This is a genomic window from Anabaena sphaerica FACHB-251, from assembly GCF_014696825.1.
GTDB lineage: Bacteria > Cyanobacteriota > Cyanobacteriia > Cyanobacteriales > Nostocaceae > RDYJ01.
Genome location: NZ_JACJQU010000012.1, coordinates 131,619 through 156,942, shown reverse-complemented (window position 1 = coordinate 156,942; position 25,324 = coordinate 131,619). Strand labels below are relative to the sequence as shown.

Below are 25,324 nucleotides of genomic sequence, written 5' to 3'. Positions count from 1 at the left end.
AGCCAACATCAGAAAAGATACATTACACAAAATCACCACCTATATTAGCAAAAACCACGCGGTTATAGGGATAGAGGATTTGAATGTATCCGGGATGTTAGCTAATGGTAAATTATCAAAAGCTATTGCCGATATGGGCTTTTATGAATTTAGAAGGCAGTTAGAATATAAAACACAACTGTATGGCAGTAAGTTAGTAATTGTGGACAGATTTTATCCCAGTAGTAAGACTTGCTCAAGTTGTGGAGAGAAGAAAACATCACTCTCATTATCTCAAAGAGTGTTTAAATGTGTTCGCGCAGCGTGGCGTAAGCCATTAGCTGTGGCTTTGAGAGTGACAGAGATTTAAATGCTGCCTTGAACTTAAAACAAGAAGCGGTCAGATTGACCGTGTTAGCCTGTGGACTAGATAGTGCCGACACTTCTAGGGTGAAGCAGGAAGAAAAAGCTGGCTATTGTTAGCATTAGTTAGCTTTTTTGGATCGGATACATTTAACTAACTCAGGACTTACGCAACTGGCAAATTAGTAGGGTGCGTCAGATGTCAAAAATCTGTTTATTGACATGATTCTACAAATAATTAATCAACACAATACTGCTTTTACCTCTGATGATAGAGCCTGAAAGCCTTTCTAGAGAGAGAGCCATCTATGCGATCACAGAGGTTATTCTGAAACAGTTCAGTTTCTAGTAGCAAAAATAACTTACGGCATCTGATAAATAAAAAGGGTTGTTTAAAAACAATCAAAAACATGAATCTTACAAAGATTTAGTTCTTCAATATTCAGATTATAAAGGGAAAGCAACAGATATGATTGATCCAAACAATAGTGAAAGCAAACGTGAATATAGACAGGATAGTTACACAGATAGTAATGGTCAGACTCACACTCAAGTAAGACAAACTACTGAAGAGATTAATAACGGTACATCTACACCTAATCCGTACCACAATGGTTACGTACACGGACGGAGCGCAGAACGCAGCTATCAGCGAGCAAATTTAAGAGACCGTGATAATGATAATGTGGCTCGTGGTTGGATATTCGGCCTTTTGTTTGCATCTCTTGTGAGTTTGATAGGAGGAGCAACTTGGTACTTTAACCAGCGGAATGAAGCAGAAGTTGACAATGTTACCCCAGTATTGGTTCCTGTGCCAAATAAGAGCCGTCCATCGCCCAATTCATCTCCTGCGGCTTCTCCATCACCTCAATCACAAACGACAATAATTGAAAGAACTAGAGATGTGGCTGTACCTGTTCCTGTTCCACAACAGCCGATTACAGAACCATCTCCGCCTTCTCAACCACAAATTAACATTACTGTTCCGTCCCAACAGTCCAGTCCGCAATCTTCTGGTGCAACGCAGACTAGCCCCACTCGGTCACTCAGTACCACAACTCCAACTAATACCAGTCCTGCTCAACCAAACAGAGGTAATACCACCACCACCATTACCAGTCCTGCTCAACCGAATAGAGGTAATACCTCCACGACTAATACCAGTCCTGCTCAACCGAATAGAGGTAATACCTCCACTACCATTACCAGTCCTGCTCAACCGAATAGAGGTAATACCTCCACGACTAATACCAGTCCTGCTCAACCGACAGGGAGTAATAACTCTACTACAAACACTCAACCTCAAAACACTCAACCTCAAGGTTTAGGCCAGAGCAATAGTGGGTCGAATAGTAGTTCTACTGGCTCTAACAATTCTACTAGCACTAATTCCGCTCAGTAGAAACGGATGAGAGGATATCTGAAAACTTTTTCGTGTGGGATACCACACTTCCCCCTGAAAAAGTTCTCCATTTCCTATTTTCCTATCTCATTAGACATCTCCAGAAATTAAATTTGCGTATCCTAGAACCCTTGTAGAGAAGTTCCATGGAACGCCTCTACATTCTTTTCCACCAGATGTCTATTAAGCATCTGCACTATTGAGAACTGGTTGGCGGGTAGGCTCTGAATATATTTTTTAAAAAATCAAAATTCTGCTGGGAAGGGTGGATTAAAACATCTGAAACCTTTCCCAGCATCATATAGCCCGGTTTTATAGCAGGGGCATTATTTTGACGACGATTTTGTAGGAATTCATTGACGGCGTGTAGGCGAGAAATTAATAAGGCAGATTGCCTAGACTTTTAATTTTCTACTCAATTACTACTCATACCAATTCTGTATGAAGATGCACTCAATTAGATAAGAAACGAACCACGAAGACACGAAGGAAGCGAAGAAAGAAATACAATATCAAAAATTCGGCGCAGGCTCATAAAGAAATGGTATCACCAGCACTCGACAACTGCTCAAACCCTACTATGGAGATTACTTCCCAATGTTAGGAGCAAATTTTAAATAAGTTCCACCCAACCCTTCTGCAATACTGCGTGTATTAGCATCCATCATTTTTTGATAGGTTTCTCCATCACTACCTAATTCACCAAGTCCATCAATATAAAGTTGTCTGGAAAAAAGTTTCACATTTGCTTCTTTAGTAATAGGCTCAAGTAACATCAGGTTAATGGTTGTATCGGCGAAAAGTGTTTTTACTTTAGCATCTTGAATATATTGGGCCAAATTTTTCACTCTTGTATCTGTTAAATTATCTTCATCTCTAATATTGGGTAAACTGGCTTTATAGGGAAGCTCATAAGCTGTCACATAATAAATCATTGCCTCATGGGTTGTCAGGAATTTGCGATTTTTATTAGGAATAGTAGCGAGTGTAGACTTAATCCAGCTATGTAGTTCGTTTAATTCTTTGGTTAATTTGCTGGTATTACGGCTATATTCTTTTTGTTTTTTAGGTAATAGTTTACCCAAATTTCTATTAATTACTTCCACAACCTTAATGGTGTTTTTAACATTGTGCCAAATATGTGGTTCAGTGAAAATTCTCCCATTTTTTTGCAATCTTTTTGGTTCTGGTACAGCACTTTGAGCGACTGCTATTTTGGGCGCATTGTTTTGAGTATTTTGAATAACTTTGATTAAACCTGGTTCAAAATTATAACCATGATATAAAATAAGATTAGCTTGTTCTATAGCTTGGATATCTTCTGGTGTTGGTTGATAAATTCCCGGATCTAAACCAGGAGGAATTAGACAGGTAAGATTTATTGTTTCTCCAGCAACTTGTTTAGTTAAATCACATAATACACTCGTAGTCGCTACAACTTGAGGGAGATTTCTGTTAATCCTAGCAGTCCGATTATAGGGAATGTATGTAGTATTTACATCTTGATTCTTACATCCAGAAAATCCCATCACAATCGCCAAAAAAGCAATATTTAATAAATTCTTATATATGATTTTTGCTGCCATAAATAAAATCAAATAACAATCAAAAAAATATATTTTTGTATACAGCAGATTGTAGATCAATGAGGTACAGAATCTCAATTGAAACCTATACACAAAGCCAGTTTTACTCCTGACTCCTGCTGTATTGACATCTACACTAATAAAGGCACAGTAATGCTGTGCCTGAAAATTTTCATACCTTTTAACTTGATTAAAAGCCAGCAGCTGGTAATTTACCTTGCAACTTATGAAAATTAGCTTGGACGCAAGCACTACAACCGCAACCAGTTTGATTAACAATTTGATGGTTTGGTTGCGTTAAAATTGGTGCTGTCAATTCGGGCATTGGTTGTGCAGATGTTGCTACAATCATCTGCGAAGTAGGTGCAGCTTGCCATCTAGTAGATGCGTGCGCTGGACTAGCTACCAGCAGCAAAGATGCTAGAAAGACATGACAAGCAAGGAAAATCAGTTTAGCTATGTTCATAGTTCACCCTTAGAGGCTGCTGCTGATACAGCATAGCCAATTATTCAACATTAGTCATTAGTTTTTGACCAGATCAGGAACTCTCCTTGTTCCCCACCTGCGGCTAAAAATTTACCTTGGTGATGCCAAGCTAGGGTAGAAAAACCCCCACGCACACCTGTGAGAATTTGCGATATTTCATAATCTTGGTTCCACAAACATAACCAACCATCAGCACCAGCAGAAGCGAGAACCAGGCTTGGGGGTGCGTAGGCGATCGCATTAATTATATCCACATGATTGGTTAAAATTCGCGCTTCCCAACCCAAGGATTCATCCTCTGATTTTTCCCAAACTACCACACCTTCGACGCTGGAAGAAGCCAAAAGCGGCGCTCCTGTAGCGGTTGTCACTTGGGACCAAGCTAACTGACGAATTTTCCCCGGAAAGCCACGCATAACCCAAGGATCGGGGTTTCCCCATTCTAAAACGGTGACGCTACGATCCATATTTCCAGAAGCTAAATATTTACCGTCAGGCGACCAAGCCATTGCTACACTAACGGTAGTCGTACCGAGGATATAAGGTTCCTCGTCCCAATCTTGACTATTCCAAATTTTTATTCCCTGATAGCCGCTAATAGCTAAATATTGCCCATCTTTACGCCAATCAATTCCTAAAATTGATGAATTTTCAAAGTTGAGAGTAACAATTATTTCTTCTGTGTCTGCATCCCATACTTGAACGTAACGCCCTAAGCTAAAAGCTAGTTGATTATTTGTATGATTCCAAGCTAATTTATCCACCCAAGCGGGAGCATTTTCTAAAGTTGTGATTAATTCATCTTCTCGCCATATTTTCACTTTTCCATCTTGTCCACCAACGGCTAAATATTGATCATCAGCGGAAAAAGCTACACAGTCAATTGATTTTCCTGTAGCTGTTTGTAAGTTGGTGATTTCGTGATTTTCCCAGATTACAACTTCTCCAGCAGCGGAGGTGGCCGCAAGTTTCCCTCCTGCGGATGACCAAGCTAGAGATGTGACATAATCTGCAAGCTGACCTGAATAGTAAGTTGTGAATTGTTGAGGTTTGTTAGTTGTGAAGTTCATGTTTATAGTGATCCGATTTGATTTATGTCCGCGTAGCGTGGCGTTAGCCATATTTTTCGTAGAGGCAGGGAACAGGGAACAGGGAACAGGGAATAGGTAAGAAGATTTTCCGTGTGTACTGAGTCTTGTTCAATAATCAAATAGGAGTCCTATAGATATTATGTATGGACAATAATATTTTTTTTACTAACCACAGAGACGCAGAGAACACATAGAAAAGAAAATGACGTTGCTGAGTTAAAATATGAATTTCCCATTTTTATTCACCAACGCCTAATTTTGAATTTTATCCCCACTTTCCCATCTCAATTTACGCGATACAAGCCAGAAAATCTTGTTTTAATTTGGCTTCATCTAGATTTCGTCCGATGAATACAAGTTCATTTTTTCGGGTTTCATTGGCTTTCCAAGGTCTATCTGGTCTACCATCAAATATCATGTGTACCCCTTGGAAGACAAAGCGATCATCTTGTCCAGCAATATTTAAAATGCCTTTCATGCGGAAGATGTCTGTGCCTTTGGTGCTGAGTAGTTCTGACATCCAAGCATTTAATTTTTGTCCATCTATTGCGCCTTTTTCCACTAAGGCTACAGAATAGACGCTTTCATCATGTACATGGGCATCTTCACCTAAGAAGTTAGGGTCAATTTCTAAAGCGCGTTCTAAGTCAAATGCCTGTACTCCTAAAAGTGCATCCATTGATAATTCAGAGTTACGGGTGCGGTAAATTTTAGCCATCGCATTCATTGACCGAATCCGTTTTTCTAATTCTTCTAAATTTTCTGGTGTAACTAAATCGGTTTTATTCAACAAAATTACGTCAGCAAATGCAATTTGTTCTTGGGCTTCGTCTGCTTCCCAATGTTGCCAAATATGTTTAGCATCTACAACTGTAACTACTGCATCTAGTGATAGTTGACTTTGCATATCTTCGTCAACAAAGAACGTTTGAATTACAGGTGCAGGGTCTGCTAATCCTGTAGTTTCAATTACTAAATGGTCAAATTTATCCCGGCGTTTCATCAAATTGCCGATGATGCGAATTAAGTCACCACGAACTGTACAACAAATACAGCCGTTGTTCATTTCAAAGATTTCTTCATCTGCATCAATAACTAATTGATTATCAATGCCTACTTCTCCAAATTCATTGACAATTACAGCAACTTTTTTACCGTGTTCGTAGGTGAGGATGTGATTTAAGAGGGTGGTTTTTCCTGCTCCTAAATAGCCGGTTAAAACGGTTACAGGCACAGTCGTGGATGTTTCTGAAGCAATCATAATTTCAAAGCAATTTTGATGATTTGTTGATAATCATTCTCTATCTAACACACCTTGCTTAAAAATGGTAGTATTGCTTCAAAAACAACTGCTGGATATTCCTCATGCAGTCCCAAGGAACCGGGAACTACAATACTGCTAATTCCTGGTAATGCTGCTAAAGCGTCCATTTCTTGGCGTGATTTTGGTGGGCTAGATGCGCCTATAACTGCCATTAGCGGGACGGATAAGGACTGTACTAGGGACAAAAACTCTGTTTGACTATGAATAGTATCAATATTGCCGGTGACAAAGGCCGCAGATGCAAATCTGGCGTTTGGTTGTTGGGTGCTTTGCCATTTTTCGGCGATGAAGTCGGGTGTAAGTTTAGCGGTATCGGTGAAGACGTGGCGGCTATACATCCAACTTAAAAAAGATGGGGCGGTGTTTAGCTTGTATAGTGCTTGACCGAAAATAGGCGATCGCACTATCCCCCTTACCATAGCAGCTATATTGGCATTTGCCCCCATTGTCGGCAGTGGTCCGCGCCAAGTCGGTGCTATTAAAACAATCTGTGAAAAAGCATCTGGCTGTTTAACTGCCAGCTTCAAGACATAACCAGTAGCATGACCAGCCGCAACTACAATAATTGGGGTATTAAACACAGATTCCACAAAATCTGCCAAAAATTGCTGATATATGGCTGGGTTATAATCTAAACTCAATCGTGAACTTTCACCAAAACCCGGCCAGTCTAAGGCGGTAACTTGAAAATGGTCAGCGAGTAATTTGGCAAGTTCCCCCACTTCTCCCCTGGTGGAAACGCTGCTAAAAGCGGGAAGCAATAAAAGCGGTGAACCTTGTCCTATGGTTTCATAAACCACCCGCAAAGGCTGATTTTCCCAGTTCCACAGGAATTCTTTAACTTCACCACCATACGCACCAGCGGGTTTTGTTGATAAATTGGTAGACATCTTGATTAAATGGGTAATTGGTAATTCAATTTTGGATTTTGGATTTTGGATTTTGGATTTTGGATTATTTTTCTCAGCTTCAATCTAAAATCTAAAATTTCCCTCCCCAGTCCCCAGTCCCCAGTCCCTAATTTTCCAATTTACATTCCAAAGCTTTTTTCTGCATGGTTTTGAAGATGTTGTAAAAACCATTAGCGCGGGAAGGTGTCAAGCTGACATTTAAACCTGTGGCTTGAATAAAATCAGGTGTTAATTGTACAATTTCTGTTGGTGCTAGTCCGTTTAATCCTTCTATTAACAATGCTACCAGTCCCTTGGTTAGCTGAGAATCAGAATCTCCCTGAAAAACAACCTTCCCATCATCCAGTGATGCTGTGACATATACCTGAGAAACGCAACCTGGAACTTTATTTTCGGGGATTTTATCAGCTTCGGGAAATTCTGGTAGTTTCTGAGCATACCAAATTAATTGTTCATAGCGCCGCTTTGGTTCAGAAGCACGTTGGAAACGTTGCACAATTTTAGCCAAAGCTGGTGGTAACGAGTCAAGACTTAAGGACATAGTAAATTTAGAAAATAATCAGTCTCATCTTGAGTGTAAATGATTTGCGATGTTTGCGAGCGATCGCCTACGGCAGTGCGCTGCGCGCAATCGCTGGGAATTGGGGATTGGAGATTGGGTAATAAATTCTTACCAATTACCAATTACCCAAATATGAAGTATTTAGACAAAATATTAAATAATACTGCAAAATTGGGATTTTTATTGAATTTTCTTAGTAATTATGAAGATTATTAGTCCATAATTCCAAAATCTGAGGAGAAAATCCAATGTTGACTTCAACCTTACTCGCCGCTGCAACCGCACCCCTAGACTGGAGTCCTAACGTTGGCATCATCATGATTATCGCCAACATCATTGCGATCGCCTTTGGGAAGTTTACCATCAAGTATCCCAGCGCAGAACCAGCCCTACCTTCACCTAAGTTTTTTGGTGGTTTTGGTTTACCTGCTGTACTGGCAACCACCGCCTTTGGTCATATTTTAGGCGCTGGGATTATTTTAGGACTGCATAACCTTGGCAGAATCTAAGCCTTAAACTCACAAACCCTCTGTAATTAACTATCCCGACCTCAGTATCAGAGGACGGGATTCTTTCCAGAACAGGGACTATAGCTGACTAATTTACATTTTTTAATGTAATTGCCTTGACTTTATTGATATAAACTGAGATAATCAAAAAACTGATTAAATTTTTATAGAACCAACTAAAAAGCCTAAAAAGCGGATTCTATAAAGTTCATGGGGTTATAGCTCAGTTGGTAGAGCGCTTGAATGGCATTCAAGAGGTCAGGGGTTCGATTCCCCTTAACTCCATTACAAAATTCCGAATTTCTTCCTTTGCGCCTTGGCTTGAGATTATCAAACAAAGTTTACTTACCTATTAGCATAAATACCTGTTCCCAGTTGGGCTAAAAATGATTGAGTAGAATAAACTCATCTTCTCAGGTTCGGTTTCTTTGACAATGATTTGAGAACTATCTTGATAAATTGATAATCAAGCGAGTTTAAAGAAATTGCTATGAGTAATCTTTCCCATTCTCAGCCAGATTATTTTGCACCAGACGAAAATAATGATCAGCTTTGGCAATATCTACAATCTCTCAACCCAGAAACAGTCACTCAACTCTCTAAACCCAACTCAGCCGAAGTATTTGAACTAATTCAAAAATCTATTGTTGCTATGTTAGGTCATTTGCCTAATGACAGATACAATACTATGATTACCACCAGCCGCGATGAATTAGGAAAGCTATTAGGTTCAGCTATGATTGATGGGTATTTTTTAAGAAATGTAGAACAAAGATTAGAAATGGAAAAGAGTTTCCAAGTAATCGATTTTCAGTAATAATTCAGTAGTAGAGACGTTCCACCGGAACGTCTCTACAGGTTATGCAGTTTTTACTTATTAACAGCCTAAAGATTCACGAGTATCTACACCCGTTTGAGAATTTACACCACTAGCATTAACACAGAGTTTTTTGATTTCTACCCCATCTAAAATGGCATTAGTGAAATCAGCACCAGTGACATCGACATGATCAAAAACTGAACGCAACATCATCGCATCTGTCAATACTGCATCACTCAAATCAGCATTTTTGAACTTTGCTAAATAAGCAATACCTTGACGAAAATCTACACTATGTAAATTTACCCCTTCCAACAAAGTACCATTAAACACAGCACCTCGTAAGTTAGCATTGCTAAAGTTAGTATTTTCTAATTTCAGATTAGTATACTCAGTACCGACTAAATTTTGTCCAGAAAAATCTTGACCTTGTACTTCATCACCAGCAGAACGGGTGATGCTGGAAGAACTTGCTGCTTGTGCTGTTAGGGGAAACACAAACAACACCACGGCTAAAACCAAACTAGCGAGTATTTGCCAATACTTCATAATCTTTGCTTAATAAATCTCAACAATTCCACCATTAACTATTAAACCGCACTAGGGAAGATAGATACCCGACTTCTCCAACAAGTCGGGGATGTGGGTAGTATCTGCTAAATCTGAACTCATCTCGTAGGATAGATAAATGTTGATGTGCGATCGCCTAAAATACCTGTGGCTAATCCAGAAAGTATCACCCAATCTCTAGCGCAAACCCCTTTATATCAAATCGGTGTCGAACTCAAAGCCCGCTTTACTAGCTTTGGTGGTTGGGAAATGCCGGTACAATATAGCGGTATCACCCAAGAACACCAAGCTGTCAGAAATACTGCCGGAATGTTCGATATTTCCCACATGGGTAAATTTACCCTCCAAGGTAAAAACCTGATTTCCCAACTTGAGGCATTAGTCCCCTCAGATTTGAGTCGTCTGCAACCTGGTCAAGCACAATACACAGTATTATTAAATTCCCAAGCTGGAATCATTGACGATATCATTATTTACTACCAAGGTAAAGAAAATACTGATACCCAAAAGGTAGTAATTATCGTTAATGCAGCCACCACTGAGAAAGACAAAACGTGGTTATTGCAGCATCTTGACCCAGATACAGTAGATTTTCAAGACTTGTCAGGAGATAAAATCTTAATTGCCGTTCAGGGTCCAAAAGCTACCAGCCATCTTCAGTCTTTTGTATCAGCAGACCTAACCCCAATCAAAGCCTTTGGGCATTTAGAAACAACCATCTTCGGTAAACCAGCTTTCCTTGCCCGTACAGGCTACACAGGGGAAGATGGCTTTGAAGTCATGGTAGATCCCGAAGTCGGGATAGAATTGTGGCAACGTCTCTATGATGCTGGTGTTATTCCCTGCGGGCTTGGTTGCAGAGATACCCTGCGTCTGGAAGCCGCAATGGCACTTTATAGCCAAGATATCGACGATACCACCACACCCCTAGAAGCGGGTTTAGGGTGGTTGGTACATTTAGATACTAAAGGCGATTTTATCGGGCGGGAAATTTTAGCACAGCAAAAAGCCGATGGAGTGCATCGTAAACTCGTAGGTTTACAAACCCAAGGGCGGAATATTGCCCGTCATGGCTACCCCGTATTATCATCAGGTAATGTTGTGGGAGAAGTAACTAGTGGCACTCTCTCACCTACACTCGGTTATCCCATCGCTTTAGCTTATGTTCCTAGTCACTTAGCAACCGTCAAACAGCAGGTAGAAGTGGAAATTCGCGGCAAGGCTTATCCCGCAGTCGTGGTGAAACGTCCCTTCTATCGCTCAAAAAATCGTGTTACTAACTGACAAGTTTTGATGTTTTTGAGGAATAATGTCTTTTAGGTTACTCTTGTAACACTATTTTTTTAACGTGGAAGAGGAAGTGCTATGTCTTTTGAATATCCCCAGGATTTGCGTTATCTAGATTCTCATGAATATGTACGCCTAGATGGAGAAATCGCTACCATTGGTATTACTGAGTTTGCTGTTGATCAATTAGGTGATATTGTATTCTTGGAACTGCCAGAAATCGGTGATGCTATATCCAAGGGAGATACTTTTGGTAACATTGAATCCGTGAAAGCCGTTGAAGAACTCAATGCACCAGTCAGCGGTACAGTGATAGAACGCAATGAAGCCATGATTGAATCCCCCGAACTCGTGGCAGATGACCCATATCGTGAGGGGTGGTTTATAAAATTGCGTGTTGATGATCTTAGTGAAGTTGAGGATGCCATGACAGCGGATGAGTATCGTGCTTTGGTGGAAGGGGAGTAAGTAATTCAAAACTCACCATATCTGAAATAGACATCTCTAACAAAATGGCAGAGACGTTCCATGGAACGTCTCTACACAGGTTCTAAAAAACGCTTATTTATTTAAATTAGTTTTATATTTTTGAATAATTCTTCCTTATCGAAATCAATTGTATCAGGTTTTGAGGTTGAAGTCAATATCCTCAATTCATAATTTTGGCCAAAATTAATAACAATATTCCCAACTTCTTAGAGAATTTGGGATTTAATATTAGTAGGATGCGTCAGACTGCATAAATCCTGTCAATAAACCGATTTTTAACATCTGACGGACTCTACAACAGATGTTTGATGTGCCACTTGCGTAAGTCCTATAACTATTCCCTATTTCCTATTCCCTAATATATCAAAGTAATCATTACAATATATTAAACCATAGCATCTGGAGAAAAATTTGTGGTAGCTAATCTCCCACGTACTCAGTCGAGCGATAGCGAAGCGATCCGAAGGAATCGTAACATTTTAGCTAAAAGCAGTCAGAAATTAAGCAGCTTTGCCCAAAGACACATTGGACTCAACTCCGATGACATTCAGCAAATGCTGGAAGTATTAGGTTTGACTACTCTTGATGACTTAATTGATAAAACAGTACCCCAAGCAATTCGCTTGAATCAAACTCTACAATTACCAGCAGCACAAAGCGAATATGCAGCACTGGCAAAATTGAAACAAATAGCCGATAAAAATCAAGTTTACCGTTCATACATTGGCATGGGGTATTATGACTGTATCACCCCCACAGTTATTCAACGCAACATCTTAGAAAATCCGGGTTGGTACACAGCTTATACACCTTATCAGCCAGAAATTGCCCAAGGACGTTTGGAAGCCCTCATAAATTTCCAAACCATGATTATAGACTTGACAGGTTTAGAAATTGCTAACGCATCGTTATTAGATGAAGCGACAGCAGCAGCAGAAGCCATGAGTATGAGTTATGGTGTCTGCAAAAATAAATCACATAACTATTTTGTATCTCGTGAATGTCATCCCCAAACCATTGATGTATTGCAAACAAGAGCAAAACCTCTAGGCATAAATATCATTATCGGTGATCATCAAACTTTTGATTTTGCAGAATCCATTTTTGGTGCAATTCTCCAATATCCTGCAACTGATGGCACAGTTTACGACTATCGCAATTTTATAGAACAGTCCCATGCTCAGGGTGCATTGGTGACTGTAGCAGCAGATCCTCTGAGTTTAACATTGCTCACACCCCCCGGTGAATTAGGGGCTGATATTGCAGTAGGCAGCACCCAACGCTTCGGTATTCCCTTGGGCTTTGGGGGACCACACGCTGCTTATTTTGCCACGAAGGAAGAGTATAAACGGCTAGTTCCAGGGCGCATTGTGGGGGTATCAAAAGATGCTAACGGTAAACCTGCATACCGTCTAGCTTTACAAACCCGTGAACAGCACATCCGTAGAGACAAAGCCACCAGTAATATCTGCACGGCGCAGGTTTTATTGGCAGTCATGGCAAGTATGTATGCAGTGTATCATGGACCCGATGGACTGAGAGCTATTGCTGAAAACATCCACCAATTAACCGCAACTCTAGCAGCAGGTTTGGAAAAACTCGGTTACAAAATTAGTTCTAAATATTTCTTTGATACCTTGCGGGTAGAATTAGGAAATACCAAATTAGAAGCAATTCTCGACGCTGCAAATGAGAGAAATATCAATTTGAGAATTTTTGATAATTCCACTGTGGGTATTTCCTTAGATGAAACTACCACAGAAGCAGATTTAATTGACCTTTGGCAAATTTTCGCACTGAAAGATCAATTACCTTTTACTGTGGAAGAATTACCAATTACCAATTCTCAATTATCACGTGAAAGTAAATATCTCACCCACCCAGTTTTTAACCGCTATCATTCAGAAACCGAATTATTGCGTTATTTGCATCAACTAGAAAGCAAGGATTTATCATTAACAACTTCAATGATTCCCTTGGGTTCTTGTACGATGAAGTTAAACGCAACTTCGGAAATGATTCCCGTAACTTGGGCAGAATTTGGTAAAATCCATCCTTTTGCCCCAATTTCCCAAACTAGAGGTTATCAAATTCTGTTCCAACAACTAGAAGCATGGTTATCACAAATTACAGGTTTTGCGGGAATTTCCTTACAACCAAATGCAGGTTCTCAAGGTGAATATGCGGGACTTTTGGTAATTCATGAATATCATCAAAGTCGCGGAGAAGGACATAGAAACGTTTGTTTAATTCCCCAATCTGCACATGGAACAAATCCCGCAAGTGCGGTAATGTGTGGGATGAAAGTTGTGGGAGTGGCTTGTGATGATGATGGTAATATTGATGTTGCTGATTTAAAAGCCAAAGCTGAAAAACATAGTCATGAATTATCAGCTTTAATGGTGACATATCCATCAACTCATGGGGTATTTGAAGAAGCAATTCAAGAAATTTGTGCAGTCATTCATAGTCACGGTGGACAAGTTTACATGGACGGCGCTAATATGAATGCCCAAGTCGGTATTTGTCGTCCTGGTGATATTGGTGCAGATGTCTGTCATTTGAATTTACACAAAACTTTCTGTATTCCTCATGGTGGTGGTGGTCCCGGTATGGGTCCCATTGGTGTTGCTTCCCACCTTGTTCCCTTTTTACCAGGACATTCTGTGGTGAGAATGGGTGGTGATTTGGGTGCGGTTTCTGCTGCACCTTGGGGTAGTGCAAGTATCCTAGTGATTTCTTGGATGTATATTATCATGATGGGTGCAGATGGGTTGACGGAAGCAACCAAAATTGCCATTTTAAATGCTAATTACATCGCTAAGAAATTAGAGTCATATTATCCGGTTTTATATCAGGGAAAAAATGGTTTGGTGGCACATGAATGTATTTTAGATTTGCGAAGTTTGAAGAAATCAGCGCAGATTGAAATTGATGATGTTGCGAAGCGGTTAATGGATTATGGTTTTCATGCACCTACTGTTTCTTGGCCTGTTGCTGGGACAATTATGGTAGAACCAACGGAAAGTGAATCTAAACAGGAATTAGATAGATTTTGTGATGCTTTGATTGCGATTCGTGAGGAAGTTGCGGCAATTGAATCTGGTAAAATGGATATTCACGATAATCTTTTGAAAAATGCCCCTCACACTGCGGAAAGTTTGATTATTGGTGAGTGGAATCATCCCTATTCCCGTGAACAAGCTGCTTATCCTGCACCTTGGAATAAGGAATATAAGTTCTGGCCAAGTGTGGGGAGAATTGATGCTGCTTTTGGGGATAGGAATTTTGTTTGTTCTTGTTTACCTATGGAGGCTTATAGTTAATTAATTGTATGGTGCGTTATTGAAATGTAACGCACCGTTTTGATTGTGGGATAAGGTGCGTTACGCTGAGGCTAACGCACCCTACAACCTTGCAGTTTTAAACGAAAATGATATTACAAGTATTTCTTAATATTTTCTGGAGTATAATTTTTCTGATCGCCTTCTCGATAGATTGATGCAAAATCTAGGAACTCTAAAATAGCTGGTTCTTCCATCCATTTCCTATTATGTATGTCCATAATCCAAGAGCATAAACTAGCATCATCAGTAATTTGATCGAAATCTACATCATAATCCTCTCGTTTATGATGACGCAACACATTCAATTCATGTAAATACTTCCAGTATTCAAGATTGGGTAGAAATTCTTTAATATCATTCTCTATCTTATCATCTAATTCCTTTAATGTGTAAACTTCTATACTGTCTCCTTGTTTACCACTGAGTCTCATAATTTTCTCCTATCTTTTTAAATTCTTTCAGCATTTCAGAACATCTTGTTTTCGTTAATGCTTTTGTGCATCGAGATTTTATAATTCCTTACTACTCCAATGCAGTTTAACACTACATTGGAGAACCAGGTAAATACTATTTCTTACCACCGAAAAGTTTATATATTCCGTATCCAATAGCGCCAGCAGCAACAACAGGAGCAGCAGCAACTATAGCAGTACCAGCGATCGCACCTCCACCAACAACACTACCGATACCTGCAAGGGTACTCATAATTGCAGCACCCGAAGCACCAGCAGCTACAGTTGCAGCACCAGCACCAACTACACCGACAGTAGCACTTATATTTGTAGCGGTTCTTGCAGCGGAACGAGCATCACGTTCTTCTTGAGATAAATCTGCTTGATCTTTAAACAAAGTTTCATTTAGAATTTTCGCACCCGCATAAGCAGGACCAGCAGCCAAAACCGCAGGACCAGCGGCCATACCTCCACCTACTACACCACCAGCAGCAGCTAGACCAGAAGTAATTCCTGCTCCTGAAGTTGCAGCAACAGTTAACCCTGTAGCCGCACTAACAGCAGCACTAGCAGCCATACCAGTTTCAGCAACAGCTTTTACTGTTTTAAAATCTTTAACACCCAAACCCTCTTCTACACCTTTTTCAATAACCTTGTCTACAACTTTATCTGTCACATCTTCCCAACTCATAAACTTATTGCTCCTAATAGAAATCCAATATTATTGATATTAAAACATCATTGTCATTACTTTGTGTATCAGTATCACTACTGATTTAATCTTGCTAGGTTTTAATTATACATGCAAGATTATCCGTATAAAAACGGATGCTGATATTTTAATTGTCAGAATCAGGATGTCCAGGATTTTAGGATTTACAGGATTGTGATTTGTAGGTTGTTGGTGGGATGCTGAAATTGTAATTGTCTGAATCAGGATGTCCAGGATTGTAGGATGTACAGGATTGTTATTGATGAATTGTTTGTAAGTATTGAAAAATGATAATTACAATCACAGCATATTATCTATCATCCAAAAATTGCCATTTTTCCTAAACAATAAAAAAATTACATCCTGTACATCCTCTAATCCTGGTTATCCTGATTCAGACAAATTGTAATTGATGAATTGTCTGTAAATATTGAAAAATGATAAAATACAGTTACAGTAATGGTCAAGAAGTAACAGCAGATAATTTAATAATTTAACAGATAATTTATCTTATCAATCATCCCAAAGTCTGTACTTCTCATAGACAATAAAACAACAACATCCTGTACATCCTTTAATCCTGGAAATCCTGATTCAGACAAAAAATCCTCAAAATCCCCACTGCAAATAAACAACCACATCCTGAAAATCCTTAAATCCTGGAAATCCTGATTCAGACAAAAAAATCCTCAAATCCCCACTTCAAATAAACAACAACATCCTGAAAATCCTCAAATCCTGGACATCCTGATTCAGACAAAAAAATCCTCAAATCCCCACTTCAAATAAACAACAACATCCTGAAAATCCTAAAATCCTGGACATCCTGATTCAGACAAAAAAAATCCTCAAAATCCCCACGTCAAATAAACAACAACATCCTGATTCAGACAAATTAACCCTGATATCTAGGATTAAAAACCTTCTTATATTCCAACTTCAACCCACCAAAATTAATCAATAAACCAACAGGAAAATTATAAGCCACCAAATAATTTTTCGCTTGCGCTAAATGAACATCTTCTAAATTAATTATCGCTTTCAACTCCACCACAATCTGATTTTCAACTATAAAATCTGCCCTTCTTGTTCCTACTTCAATTCCTTCATAATAAATTACTTGTTCTACCTCCCTTCCAAAACCTAAACCTGCTTTTTGCAATTCAATTTCCATACATCTTTGATAAATAACCTCCTGAAAACCATTTCCCAAAGTTCGGTGTATTTTCATTGCACACCCATTAATTATATATGTGATTTCATCTAATTTTTTATTTTGATTGTTGGGTGTGTTCATGGATGTATAGGATTGTTATTTATAGGTTACTGGTGAAGTGTTAAAATTTTTTTGTCTGATAGCGAAGCGTGGCGTAGCCATATCAGGATATCCAGGATTATAGGATTTACAGGATTCTTATTGATCAATTGTCTGTGAAGATTTGAAGACTATAAAATACAGTTACATTCCACCTCTACGAGAAGCTAATTCTTGTTCTATTTCGTCTGCATTTAATAATTGTTTATCAGATGCAACAATTTTAGAGCGAATTTCTCGCAAACGTTCCCCCAAAGGCGGTTTTTTGGCTGTGGTTTTCAAGTGCAGAAAATCTACAAAAATTTAAAACTTCTTCTTGTTTATCCTGCGGTAAGGAACGCCATTTTGTTAATAACTCTTGTTCAGAAATCATTATTCAGACAATAAACATACTTGCGGCTAAGATAATTTTTTTAACAATTCATTTCGCTTATTAATAGCCTCTGCAAAACCAGGTTGAAGCTCAATAGATTTTTGATAACATTTTAGTGCTTCTTGATATTTTTTTAGATTCTCTAGAGCAAAACCTTTGCTATACCAAGGTTCATAGTCGTCAGGTTTAATGGCAATAGCTTTGTCGTAAGATAATATCGCTTCTTTATATTTTTCCAAGGAAAATAAGGCATCACCTCTGTCATTCCAAGCATCGGAGTCTTTCGGGTTAATAGCAATGGCTTTGTCATAGGATAATATCGCTTCTTGGTATTTTTCTAAGCTATATAGTGCATCCCCCCGGTCATTCCATGCTTCTTGATATTCAGGGTTAATAGCAATAGCTTTATCGTAAGATGCGATCGCTTCTTCATATTTTTGTAAATTTTCCAGAGTTATACCCCGACTATACCAACTTTCTTGATATTCAGGGTTAATAGCAATAGCTTTATCGTAAGCTAAAATAGCTTCTTCATATTTTTCTAATATATCTAGTGCAGCACCCCGGTTATACCAAGCTTCGTGATATTCAGGGTTAATAGTAATAGCTTTATCGTAAGCTAAAATAGCTTCTTCGTATTTTTCTAGCCAATATAGTGCATCACCACGGTCGTTCCAAACTTCATGATTTTCTCCCAAATTTTTCAGGTTAAAAATTCTCCTAAACCAAGAATCGTTTTCTTTCTGTGCAATAGCAATAGCTTTATCGTAGGATGCGATCGCTTCTGGATATTTTTCTAAGCTATATAGTGCATCTCCACGATCATCCCAAACGTTGACATCTTCGGGAACAATAGCAATAGCTTTGTCATAAGATGCGATCGCCTCTTCGTATTTTGCTAAAGAATATAAGTTATCTCCACGGCCATTCCAAGCATCAGAGTCTTTCGGGTTAATAGCAATAGCTTGATCGTAAGCTAAAATAGCTGCTTGGTATTTTTCCAAGCTATATAGTGCATCACCCTTGTCATTCCAAGCATCAGAATCTTTCGGGTTAATAGTAATAGCTTGATCGTAGGATGCGATCGCTTCTTCGTATTTTCCTAAAGAATATAAGTTATCTCCACGGCCATTCCAAGCATCGGAATCTTGAGGGTTGATAGCAATAGTTTTATCGTAGTCTAAAATGGCTTCTTCATAATGTTGATAGTAATTTTGAAAGTAAAAATCGTCATTGTTACAACTTGTAATAGATAAGGCAATAAAGCCCAAAGTAGCAACCCTGTACCAAAATTTCATATACTATTTAGTTCGTGTGATAATTAAAACAATTATAATTTACAACAAATGATGTTGTCAAATTTGTCGAAATTCAGGATTCAGAAATCAGAAGATTTTTCGGTAGCTGAAATCCAGATTAGCATAAAAATATTTGATTCAGACAGTTCAGGATTTACAAAATTTTTATATGTGATTGTTTTTTGTAAAAATTGATTAAATAAAACTACAGCTATTCATGTATCAACAGAAAATGATATAATTATCTATACAATGAGGATACATAAATTCACCAGCTACCTTAGAGGATGTATTAAAAGTCATCTTGTGAGTAGCAAAACGTTTTAGATCCCCCTAAATCCTCTTTCAAAAGGGGAGCCAGTGCGTTGGGCGGCTTCGCCGTAGCAACTGGCGTGGACTTTGATGACCGTTCCCCTCCTTAAGGGGGATCTGTGAGTGGCAGATACCACACGAAAAAGTTTATGGCTACGCCACGCAAGCTATCAAACAACCTCTTAGATAAACCCCTGTTATGAACAATATGCAAAATCCAAGTAAATTCTGTTTCAGCACTCTAGCTTTAGGTAAAAATTATCGTGCGCTGGCTTTAGAATTAGCCAAAGATTTAGCACAGTTTGCACCTAATATTCCGTTTGTTATTCTCACAGATAACCCCCAAGATTTTCAAGAAATGTCCAATGTTTTAGCTTTTCCACATCAACAGCAAAGCATTGGCTGTTATCATGACAAACTGTTTGTAATTGAAAAGGGATTATCTCTTTTTAATTCATGTATTTTTATGGATGCAGATATGCGAATATTAGCACCAATAACTGATGCTTTAAATTGGCAACCTGGAATAACTGCTAAAATTGCCTGGCATAACATTGTTAAACACAATAAAAATCCCAGAGAAATCGAGATTTTTCAAAAAGTTGCTCAAAAGTTTAATCTCCAACTGGAAGATATTACTTTTGTCCATGAATGTTTGTTTGTTGTCACACGAGATGAAGGACGGGAGATTGATTTTATTGAAACTTGGAAGCGTATGGCAGCCTATTGTGAATTAAACAAATATTATCGGGGAGAAGGTCATTCCATAGGTTTAGCTGCTGCTAAATCTGGTTTAAAAATTAGAACTGATTCGATGGAATATATTTCTTTTTTTAAGGACAAGTTAGAATGGCAGAAAATTAAAAATGGTGAAACTGATATACAAGAAAAATCAGTTTATATTCAAAGGCAAAAAGAGTTAGAATATCCTCAAATATCTTTATTTGAAAGAGTAATAAAGAAACTCTTCAAAATTATTATGTATTTATATCGATCAATAAAATTAAAAATTTATTCTCTCACAGATATTAGATTTTTTTACGGATAATATTTGCTGATTTCAACTTTCAGGTTTGATGATTTTTATAAATTCTCTAACTCTTCTCTCACAGATAATGGTTGATATCCCAAACCAAAAGCTTTAGAACTATCTAAGGAAACATCTTTTGGCCTTGGCGCTGCCATTTTTACATCTTCCTGAAAACAGGACTTTAATTTATCACTAGGAAGTTGCAAGGCTTCCACTAATATTTCACCAAATTCATAACGGGAAATTCTTTCTTTTCCACCTAAATGAATAATGCAATTCACATTTTCTAAAGCTAATAAAAGTCCTTTTGCGGCTGTGTTTGCACTAACTGGGGTGCGAAATTCATCTATGAACAAACTCAGTTCTTTTCCTGCTTTCAATGTTTGGATAAATTGCTGAATAAAGCTTTTAGCTGTCGGTGTTTCCTTGCCAAACATTAACGGCATTCGACAAATTGCAGCTTGGGGATATACTTTTAATATACTTGTTTCTGCTTTGACTTTTTGCTCACCGTAAATATTCACAGGTGTAACTTTATCTGTTTCTTGATAGGGAGGGTTTAAACCATCAAAAACTAAGTCTGTAGACGTAAAAGCGAAGGGTAAGGAATTATCTGCACAAAGTCCGGCAATGTTACCAGATGCGGTAACATTAATTGGATAAGATTCCTGGGGATGAAGTTGACAATAATTAGGTTGAGATTGGGCAGATGTGTGAATTACTGCATCTGGTTTAATATCATTAAATAAGCCCTTTAATGCCTGAAAGTCTGTCAAATCAACTTTCGAGATTTTTACATCTGGTATTTCTAGAAAATGGGTATGATATGTACTGTAAACTTCCCATTCTTGCTTTGCTATTTGGCAAAGATGCCAACCTAAAAAACCGCTTGCACCTGTGATGAGGAGTTTTTTCATATCTCCTAGATAGAATCAATTAAATTTGTGCTACCCTGATAATACAGGTTTTGCCTATGTAGATGCAAGTAAGGATTCAGGTGGTTGAATAAATAAGGTGGGTAAGATCCCCGACTTCTTATTTGATAATGCCAATAAATTATGACTAATGGACAGAAGTCGGGGATCTAAGTTCTTGTCGGAATACTTAGCAGATGCAATAGATAACACATCCTGTCTATTGTAATAATTTATTAAATTGCGTTGCATCCCTGATTCTATCAAAATCAGTGTCATTTTTAGCTAATGCCTTGTATTTTTCTGGGAGAATTTGGATCGCTTTTTGTAAATTTTCAATTGCTGGTTCTAGATGGTTTTGCAAGGCATAATTACAAGCTTTGTTGTAATATGCTTGATGGGAATTTGGCTCGATGGTAATTGCTTGGTTATAAGATGCCAAAGCTTCTTTGTATTGTCGCAATTTTGTCAGGGCAATTCCTCTGTTTATCCAAGCTTCAGATTTGTCTGCCTCAATAGCGATCGCTTCATCGTAGGATTTTACTGCTTCCTGGTAACGACGTAAAGCTGTTAAAACATTTCCCCGATTATACCAAGCTTCATTTTTATTGGGGCGAATTGCGATCGCTTTATCGTAAGATTCTAAAGCTTCTTCATAACGATGCAAAGCTGATAAAGCATTTCCCCGGTTTACCCATGTTTCTACACTATCTTTTTTGATCGCCACCGCTTGATTATATAAAGCCAAAGCCTCTTTGTAGCGATTGGTATCTAAAAAACTGTTACCTTGATTTAATAGGTTTTCTGCTTTTTGGCTATCTTGTACTTCTGCTATCAGTTGAGCAACATTATTTTCCTGCACAACCTGCTTGGTATATTCTGTTGATGATAATATTCCTAAATCACCACAGCCAACTGTCATAAAACCGATAAATCCACAGGCAATAAAGCATCGCCAAACAACCATGCTGCACCTACACAACTCACAATATGATATTAAAACCTTTGGATTATTTAAAATAGTATCCAACTCAACGAAACTATTATCAATTATCTTTTGTTTTATTGAGGATAAAATGAAGATTTTGATAATTTTTTATTAAATTAAAGAGATTATATCATGTTCAGGTATAATTAAACAATTAATTTACACAAGATGCTTCTACTTCATCTGTAATCCTTGCTGTTACTGCATTTTCAACTTGATGTGAGATTGAAAATAAGCAGAAATTTTTGACTGATCGCAAATACCTAATTTAAAATGCCCAATTGCCAAAAAGTTTGCTGTATATAGTATTAATCTGATTTAGCTTAGGAAGAATTATTACCTATTCCCATTTAAGATTTCCCTGTTTGGGTCTCGGAGGTTATGGGCTTGATCATGGGTGAACATGGTGTGAGAACATATAAAAACTCAACTACAATCAACAAAGTCTCAAAAACATGGAACAACAGCGTAAATCAACGGTTGTAATTACTGGTGCATCCTCTGGTGTTGGTTTGCAAGCCGCAAAAGCTCTAGCCCAAACTGGTCAGTGGCACGTCATCATGGCCTGTCGGAATTTGCCAAAAACCGAGGAAGCAGCCCAAACAGTAGGAATACCAAAAGATAGCTACACTATTATACACATAGATTTAGCTTCTTTGGACAGTGTAAGAAAATTTGTACAGGATTTTAGAGCCACTGGTAGGTCATTAGATGCTTTGGTTTGCAACGCGGCAATTTATATGCCTTTGATCAAAGAACCGTTGTGGAGTCCAGACGGATACGAGTTGAGCGTGGCTACAAACCACCTCGGCCATTTCCTGTTGTGTAACTTGATGTTAGATGACCTCAAAAAATCATCCGCTTCCGAACCCAGACTTGTGATTTTGGGAACAGTCACACACAACCCCAACGAGTTGGGAGGAAAAATTCCCCCCCGTCCAGACTTGGGAGATTTAAAAGGTTTTGAAGCAGGATTCAAAGCACCTTACACAATGATTGATGGTAAGAAATTTGAACCAGTGAAAGCTTATAAAGATAGCAAAGTTTGCAATGTGTTGACCATGCGAGAACTGCATCGACGCTATCATGAGTCAACAGGTATCACCTTCAGTTCTCTCTATCCAGGGTGTGTGGCTACAACCGCCCTATTCCGTGACCATTATCCACTATTCCAGAAAATCTTTCCCATCTTCCAGAAGTACATCACCGGGGGGTTTGTCTCAGAAGAGGAAGCGGGTAAGAGAGTAGCAGAAGTAGTTGCTGATCCAGCATACAATCAATCTGGTATGTATTGGAGTTGGGGAAATAGACAGAAAAAAAATGGTACTTCCTTTGTACAGAAAGTTTCCAACGAAGCCAGTGATGATGCAAAAGCAGAACGTATGTGGGAACTAAGCGCCAAGTTGGTAGGACTAGCTTAAAAAATTCTTGTTTCCTGTTCCATAAAAAATAAATTTACGTAGCAGTAGTCAGGAGTCTAAATTCAGCAGTATTCTGCCATTTACTCCTGACTCTTGATCTAAAATTTAAAATTTAAAATCTAAAAACTATAGCCATGGACAGGGTGGTTAGGACATCAATTGATAATAAAACTCCCACTACAAAAACTCACATCTTGCACCAGGCGACTGGAAGTCACGGCTATACATACAAAACCCACCTGCGTGGGTTTTAAACCCTTGATTTTCCGTGAGTCCGTGCAGACGGACTTAGTTTGTATAGCAGTATCTTTCTAATCACCTGGGCTTGGTGCAAGATGTGAGAAAAGGTTTTACTCCTGACTCCTGACTCCTGACTCCTGACTCCTGCTATAAAATCTAAAATTGTATAAGTATTGAAAAATAACAAGTATGACGATTGAATCTAATTCCTCTCATCCACCAAAACCAGAACTGAAACCAGAACAAGACTTGCAGCCAGATGACTTTGATAATGATGCACGTGAAAATGGACTAACAGCAGAAGGTTTGGCAGCACAACAAGCTTTAGCAGCAATTTCTTCTTTACAATCTCCCCAACATACAAATGCCCTCAAACGATCTACATCTAGCTTTAAAGAACATTCTAGCAATCAGTTGTTAGTAAAGCCTAGAGCCTTAATTTTTACTTTATTAGCGATCGCTCTAACTTTTATTGCTATTTTCATTAATAACTCGTTCCTGGGTATTTTGGGAACTATAGCAACTTTGGTTTTATCCATAGCCATGCTTTTACCTTGGTTGCAAGATGCCATCAAAGAATGGTTTTCTCCCCAAGATAGAACATTATTATTAGCTTTTATGGGGTTAATAGTAGGCATTATTGGCTTATTCAGATTTGCTGGTATAGGTGATAGTCTGCTGCGTTGGGGAAAGAAAATTAACTGGGAAGCTTCGGGAACTTTAGCCGAATGGTTTGGGGCTTTAGGGCAAATTTTTATAGCTGTAATCGCCGTTTATGTGGCTTGGCGACAATATGTGATTTCTAAAGATTTAACAATTCAACAAAACCTGCTCACAGTCCAGCAAAATATTATTACTCAGCAACAAACAATAGATTCTTATTTCCAAGGTGTTTCTGATTTAGTATTAGATGAAGAAGGATTATTAGAAGACTGGCCACAAGAAAGAGCGATCGCCGAAGGACGCACTGCTGCTATTTTTAGTAGTGTCGATGGTAGTGGAAAAGCCAAAATTCTCCGCTTTCTTTCCCGTTCCAAATTACTCACACCATTAAAACGCGATCGCCGCTTAGGTAGAGCCATTCTTGATGGTATTGGTGGTTACGCCGAAGACCGATTAGAAGGCGTGCGCGTCATAGATTTAGGCGTAATGTTAGCAGGTGCAGACCTATCTCAAACTGATTTACGTTGGACTGATTTAAGTGAAGCCAATCTCGTGCGTGCTAATCTCAGCGGCTGTGATTTAGTCAAAGCCAACCTTTCCCGCACCATCTTATATGATGCTAATCTCAGCAATGCCGATTTAAATGCCGTGCGTTTATTTTATGGTTCCTTAGAAAAAGCCTCACCCCGCAGTCGCACCAAAGCACCTGACTATGAAACCGGAGAACACACCGGCGCAGTCGTAGAAAATGCCGATTTCACCAATGTACAAAGAATGTCAGAATCAACCCGTTACTACTGCTGCACTTGGTGTGGGGAAAAAACCAGAGGAACTATTCCTGGTGGTTGTGAAGGTATTCCTAATAAGTTGGGGAGATAA

General features: G+C 38.6%; 24 protein-coding genes and 1 tRNA gene. 11 read left to right on the top strand and 14 right to left on the bottom strand.

Features of this window, described 5'->3' with window-relative positions; all coding sequences use genetic code 11:
- On the top strand, positions 1 to 349 hold a 349-nt coding region (locus tag H6G06_RS18850; RefSeq protein ID WP_242039766.1), incomplete at its 5' end, for an RNA-guided endonuclease InsQ/TnpB family protein.
- 462 nt (positions 350 to 811) lie between these two features.
- The gene (locus tag H6G06_RS18845) at positions 812 to 1,744 is read left to right on the top strand and encodes a hypothetical protein (protein WP_190562869.1); all 933 of its coding nucleotides are present in this window, start codon (positions 812 to 814) and stop codon (positions 1,742 to 1,744) included.
- A gap of 587 nt (positions 1,745 to 2,331) precedes the next feature.
- Here the strand turns inward: H6G06_RS18845 and H6G06_RS18840 are convergent.
- The 6 genes from H6G06_RS18840 to H6G06_RS18815 all read right to left on the bottom strand — a co-directional run bounded on the left by H6G06_RS18840 (position 2,332) and on the right by H6G06_RS18815 (position 7,684).
- Positions 2,332 to 3,330, bottom strand: coding sequence for a metal ABC transporter solute-binding protein, Zn/Mn family (locus H6G06_RS18840; protein WP_190562867.1), 999 nt, complete (start codon positions 3,328 to 3,330; stop codon positions 2,332 to 2,334).
- A gap of 190 nt (positions 3,331 to 3,520) precedes the next feature.
- A complete protein-coding gene (locus H6G06_RS18835; RefSeq protein ID WP_190562865.1) occupies positions 3,521 to 3,796 on the bottom strand; it encodes a hypothetical protein in 276 nt (91 codons plus the stop codon).
- A gap of 50 nt (positions 3,797 to 3,846) precedes the next feature.
- The gene (locus H6G06_RS18830; RefSeq protein WP_190562885.1) at positions 3,847 to 4,887 is read right to left on the bottom strand and encodes a WD40 repeat domain-containing protein; all 1,041 of its coding nucleotides are present in this window, start codon (positions 4,885 to 4,887) and stop codon (positions 3,847 to 3,849) included.
- 310 nt (positions 4,888 to 5,197) lie between these two features.
- The gene (locus H6G06_RS18825) at positions 5,198 to 6,169 is read right to left on the bottom strand and encodes a CobW family GTP-binding protein (protein ID WP_190562863.1); all 972 of its coding nucleotides are present in this window, start codon (positions 6,167 to 6,169) and stop codon (positions 5,198 to 5,200) included.
- 44 nt (positions 6,170 to 6,213) lie between these two features.
- Complete coding sequence (locus tag H6G06_RS18820) at positions 6,214 to 7,122, bottom strand: alpha/beta fold hydrolase (protein WP_190562861.1); 909 nt, start codon at positions 7,120 to 7,122, stop codon at positions 6,214 to 6,216.
- A gap of 127 nt (positions 7,123 to 7,249) precedes the next feature.
- Entirely contained in the window at positions 7,250 to 7,684 is a 435-nt protein-coding gene (locus H6G06_RS18815; protein ID WP_190562859.1) for a SufE family protein, read from the bottom strand.
- A 269-nt stretch (positions 7,685 to 7,953) separates the two neighbouring features.
- Here H6G06_RS18815 and psaK point away from each other — a divergent pair, with 269 nt between their 5' ends.
- From psaK to H6G06_RS18800, 3 genes are all read left to right on the top strand, one after another.
- Positions 7,954 to 8,214 (top strand): photosystem I reaction center subunit PsaK, encoded by a 261-nt coding sequence (psaK, locus tag H6G06_RS18810; protein ID WP_190562857.1) that lies wholly within the window; start codon positions 7,954 to 7,956, stop codon positions 8,212 to 8,214.
- Between the two features lie 212 nt (positions 8,215 to 8,426).
- Positions 8,427 to 8,499, top strand: a tRNA-Ala gene (locus tag H6G06_RS18805).
- Positions 8,500 to 8,704: 205 nt separating this feature from the next.
- Complete coding sequence (locus tag H6G06_RS18800) at positions 8,705 to 9,031, top strand: DUF760 domain-containing protein (protein WP_190562855.1); 327 nt, start codon at positions 8,705 to 8,707, stop codon at positions 9,029 to 9,031.
- Between the two features lie 60 nt (positions 9,032 to 9,091).
- Here H6G06_RS18800 and H6G06_RS18795 read toward each other — a convergent pair whose 3' ends face one another.
- The gene (locus H6G06_RS18795) at positions 9,092 to 9,583 is read right to left on the bottom strand and encodes a pentapeptide repeat-containing protein (RefSeq protein ID WP_190562853.1); all 492 of its coding nucleotides are present in this window, start codon (positions 9,581 to 9,583) and stop codon (positions 9,092 to 9,094) included.
- Between the two features lie 168 nt (positions 9,584 to 9,751).
- Between H6G06_RS18795 and gcvT the strand changes: the two genes are divergently transcribed.
- From gcvT to gcvP, 3 genes are all read left to right on the top strand, one after another.
- Positions 9,752 to 10,888 (top strand): glycine cleavage system aminomethyltransferase GcvT, encoded by a 1,137-nt coding sequence (gene gcvT / locus H6G06_RS18790; RefSeq protein ID WP_190562883.1) that lies wholly within the window; start codon positions 9,752 to 9,754, stop codon positions 10,886 to 10,888.
- Positions 10,889 to 10,969: 81 nt separating this feature from the next.
- A complete protein-coding gene (gene gcvH, locus H6G06_RS18785; protein ID WP_190562851.1) occupies positions 10,970 to 11,359 on the top strand; it encodes a glycine cleavage system protein GcvH in 390 nt (129 codons plus the stop codon).
- Positions 11,360 to 11,793: 434 nt separating this feature from the next.
- On the top strand, positions 11,794 to 14,706 hold the full coding sequence (gene gcvP / locus H6G06_RS18780; protein WP_422387055.1) for an aminomethyl-transferring glycine dehydrogenase: 2,913 nt from the start codon (positions 11,794 to 11,796) through the stop codon (positions 14,704 to 14,706).
- A gap of 113 nt (positions 14,707 to 14,819) precedes the next feature.
- Here gcvP and H6G06_RS18775 read toward each other — a convergent pair whose 3' ends face one another.
- The 5 genes from H6G06_RS18775 to H6G06_RS18755 all read right to left on the bottom strand — a co-directional run bounded on the left by H6G06_RS18775 (position 14,820) and on the right by H6G06_RS18755 (position 18,877).
- Entirely contained in the window at positions 14,820 to 15,158 is a 339-nt protein-coding gene (locus H6G06_RS18775) for a hypothetical protein (protein WP_190562849.1), read from the bottom strand.
- Positions 15,159 to 15,294: 136 nt separating this feature from the next.
- Positions 15,295 to 15,870 carry an RNA polymerase subunit sigma-24 gene (locus H6G06_RS18770; protein ID WP_190562848.1) on the bottom strand — a complete coding sequence of 192 codons (576 nt, stop codon included), beginning with the start codon at positions 15,868 to 15,870 and terminating at the stop codon, positions 15,295 to 15,297.
- Between the two features lie 916 nt (positions 15,871 to 16,786).
- Positions 16,787 to 17,188, bottom strand: coding sequence for a GxxExxY protein (locus H6G06_RS18765; protein ID WP_190562847.1), 402 nt, complete (start codon positions 17,186 to 17,188; stop codon positions 16,787 to 16,789).
- A 162-nt stretch (positions 17,189 to 17,350) separates the two neighbouring features.
- On the bottom strand, positions 17,351 to 17,488 hold the full coding sequence (locus H6G06_RS28040) for a hypothetical protein (RefSeq protein ID WP_338422960.1): 138 nt from the start codon (positions 17,486 to 17,488) through the stop codon (positions 17,351 to 17,353).
- A gap of 117 nt (positions 17,489 to 17,605) precedes the next feature.
- The gene (locus H6G06_RS18755) at positions 17,606 to 18,877 is read right to left on the bottom strand and encodes a tetratricopeptide repeat protein (protein WP_190562846.1); all 1,272 of its coding nucleotides are present in this window, start codon (positions 18,875 to 18,877) and stop codon (positions 17,606 to 17,608) included.
- A 520-nt stretch (positions 18,878 to 19,397) separates the two neighbouring features.
- Here H6G06_RS18755 and H6G06_RS18750 point away from each other — a divergent pair.
- Positions 19,398 to 20,237, top strand: a complete 840-nt coding sequence (locus tag H6G06_RS18750; RefSeq protein ID WP_199306786.1) for a hypothetical protein — start codon at positions 19,398 to 19,400, stop codon at positions 20,235 to 20,237.
- Positions 20,238 to 20,272: 35 nt separating this feature from the next.
- Here H6G06_RS18750 and H6G06_RS18745 read toward each other — a convergent pair whose 3' ends face one another.
- Positions 20,273 to 21,136: an SDR family oxidoreductase gene (locus tag H6G06_RS18745; protein ID WP_190562844.1), complete on the bottom strand. Its 864-nt coding sequence runs from the start codon at positions 21,134 to 21,136 to the stop codon at positions 20,273 to 20,275.
- Positions 21,137 to 21,353: 217 nt separating this feature from the next.
- Positions 21,354 to 22,100, bottom strand: a complete 747-nt coding sequence (locus H6G06_RS18740) for a tetratricopeptide repeat protein (protein WP_190562842.1) — start codon at positions 22,098 to 22,100, stop codon at positions 21,354 to 21,356.
- A gap of 476 nt (positions 22,101 to 22,576) precedes the next feature.
- Here H6G06_RS18740 and H6G06_RS18735 point away from each other — a divergent pair, with 476 nt between their 5' ends.
- Together H6G06_RS18735 and H6G06_RS18730 are read left to right on the top strand one after the other, a co-directional pair.
- Entirely contained in the window at positions 22,577 to 23,542 is a 966-nt protein-coding gene (locus tag H6G06_RS18735; RefSeq protein WP_190562841.1) for a protochlorophyllide reductase, read from the top strand.
- A gap of 429 nt (positions 23,543 to 23,971) precedes the next feature.
- Complete coding sequence (locus tag H6G06_RS18730; protein WP_190562839.1) at positions 23,972 to 25,324, top strand: pentapeptide repeat-containing protein; 1,353 nt, start codon at positions 23,972 to 23,974, stop codon at positions 25,322 to 25,324.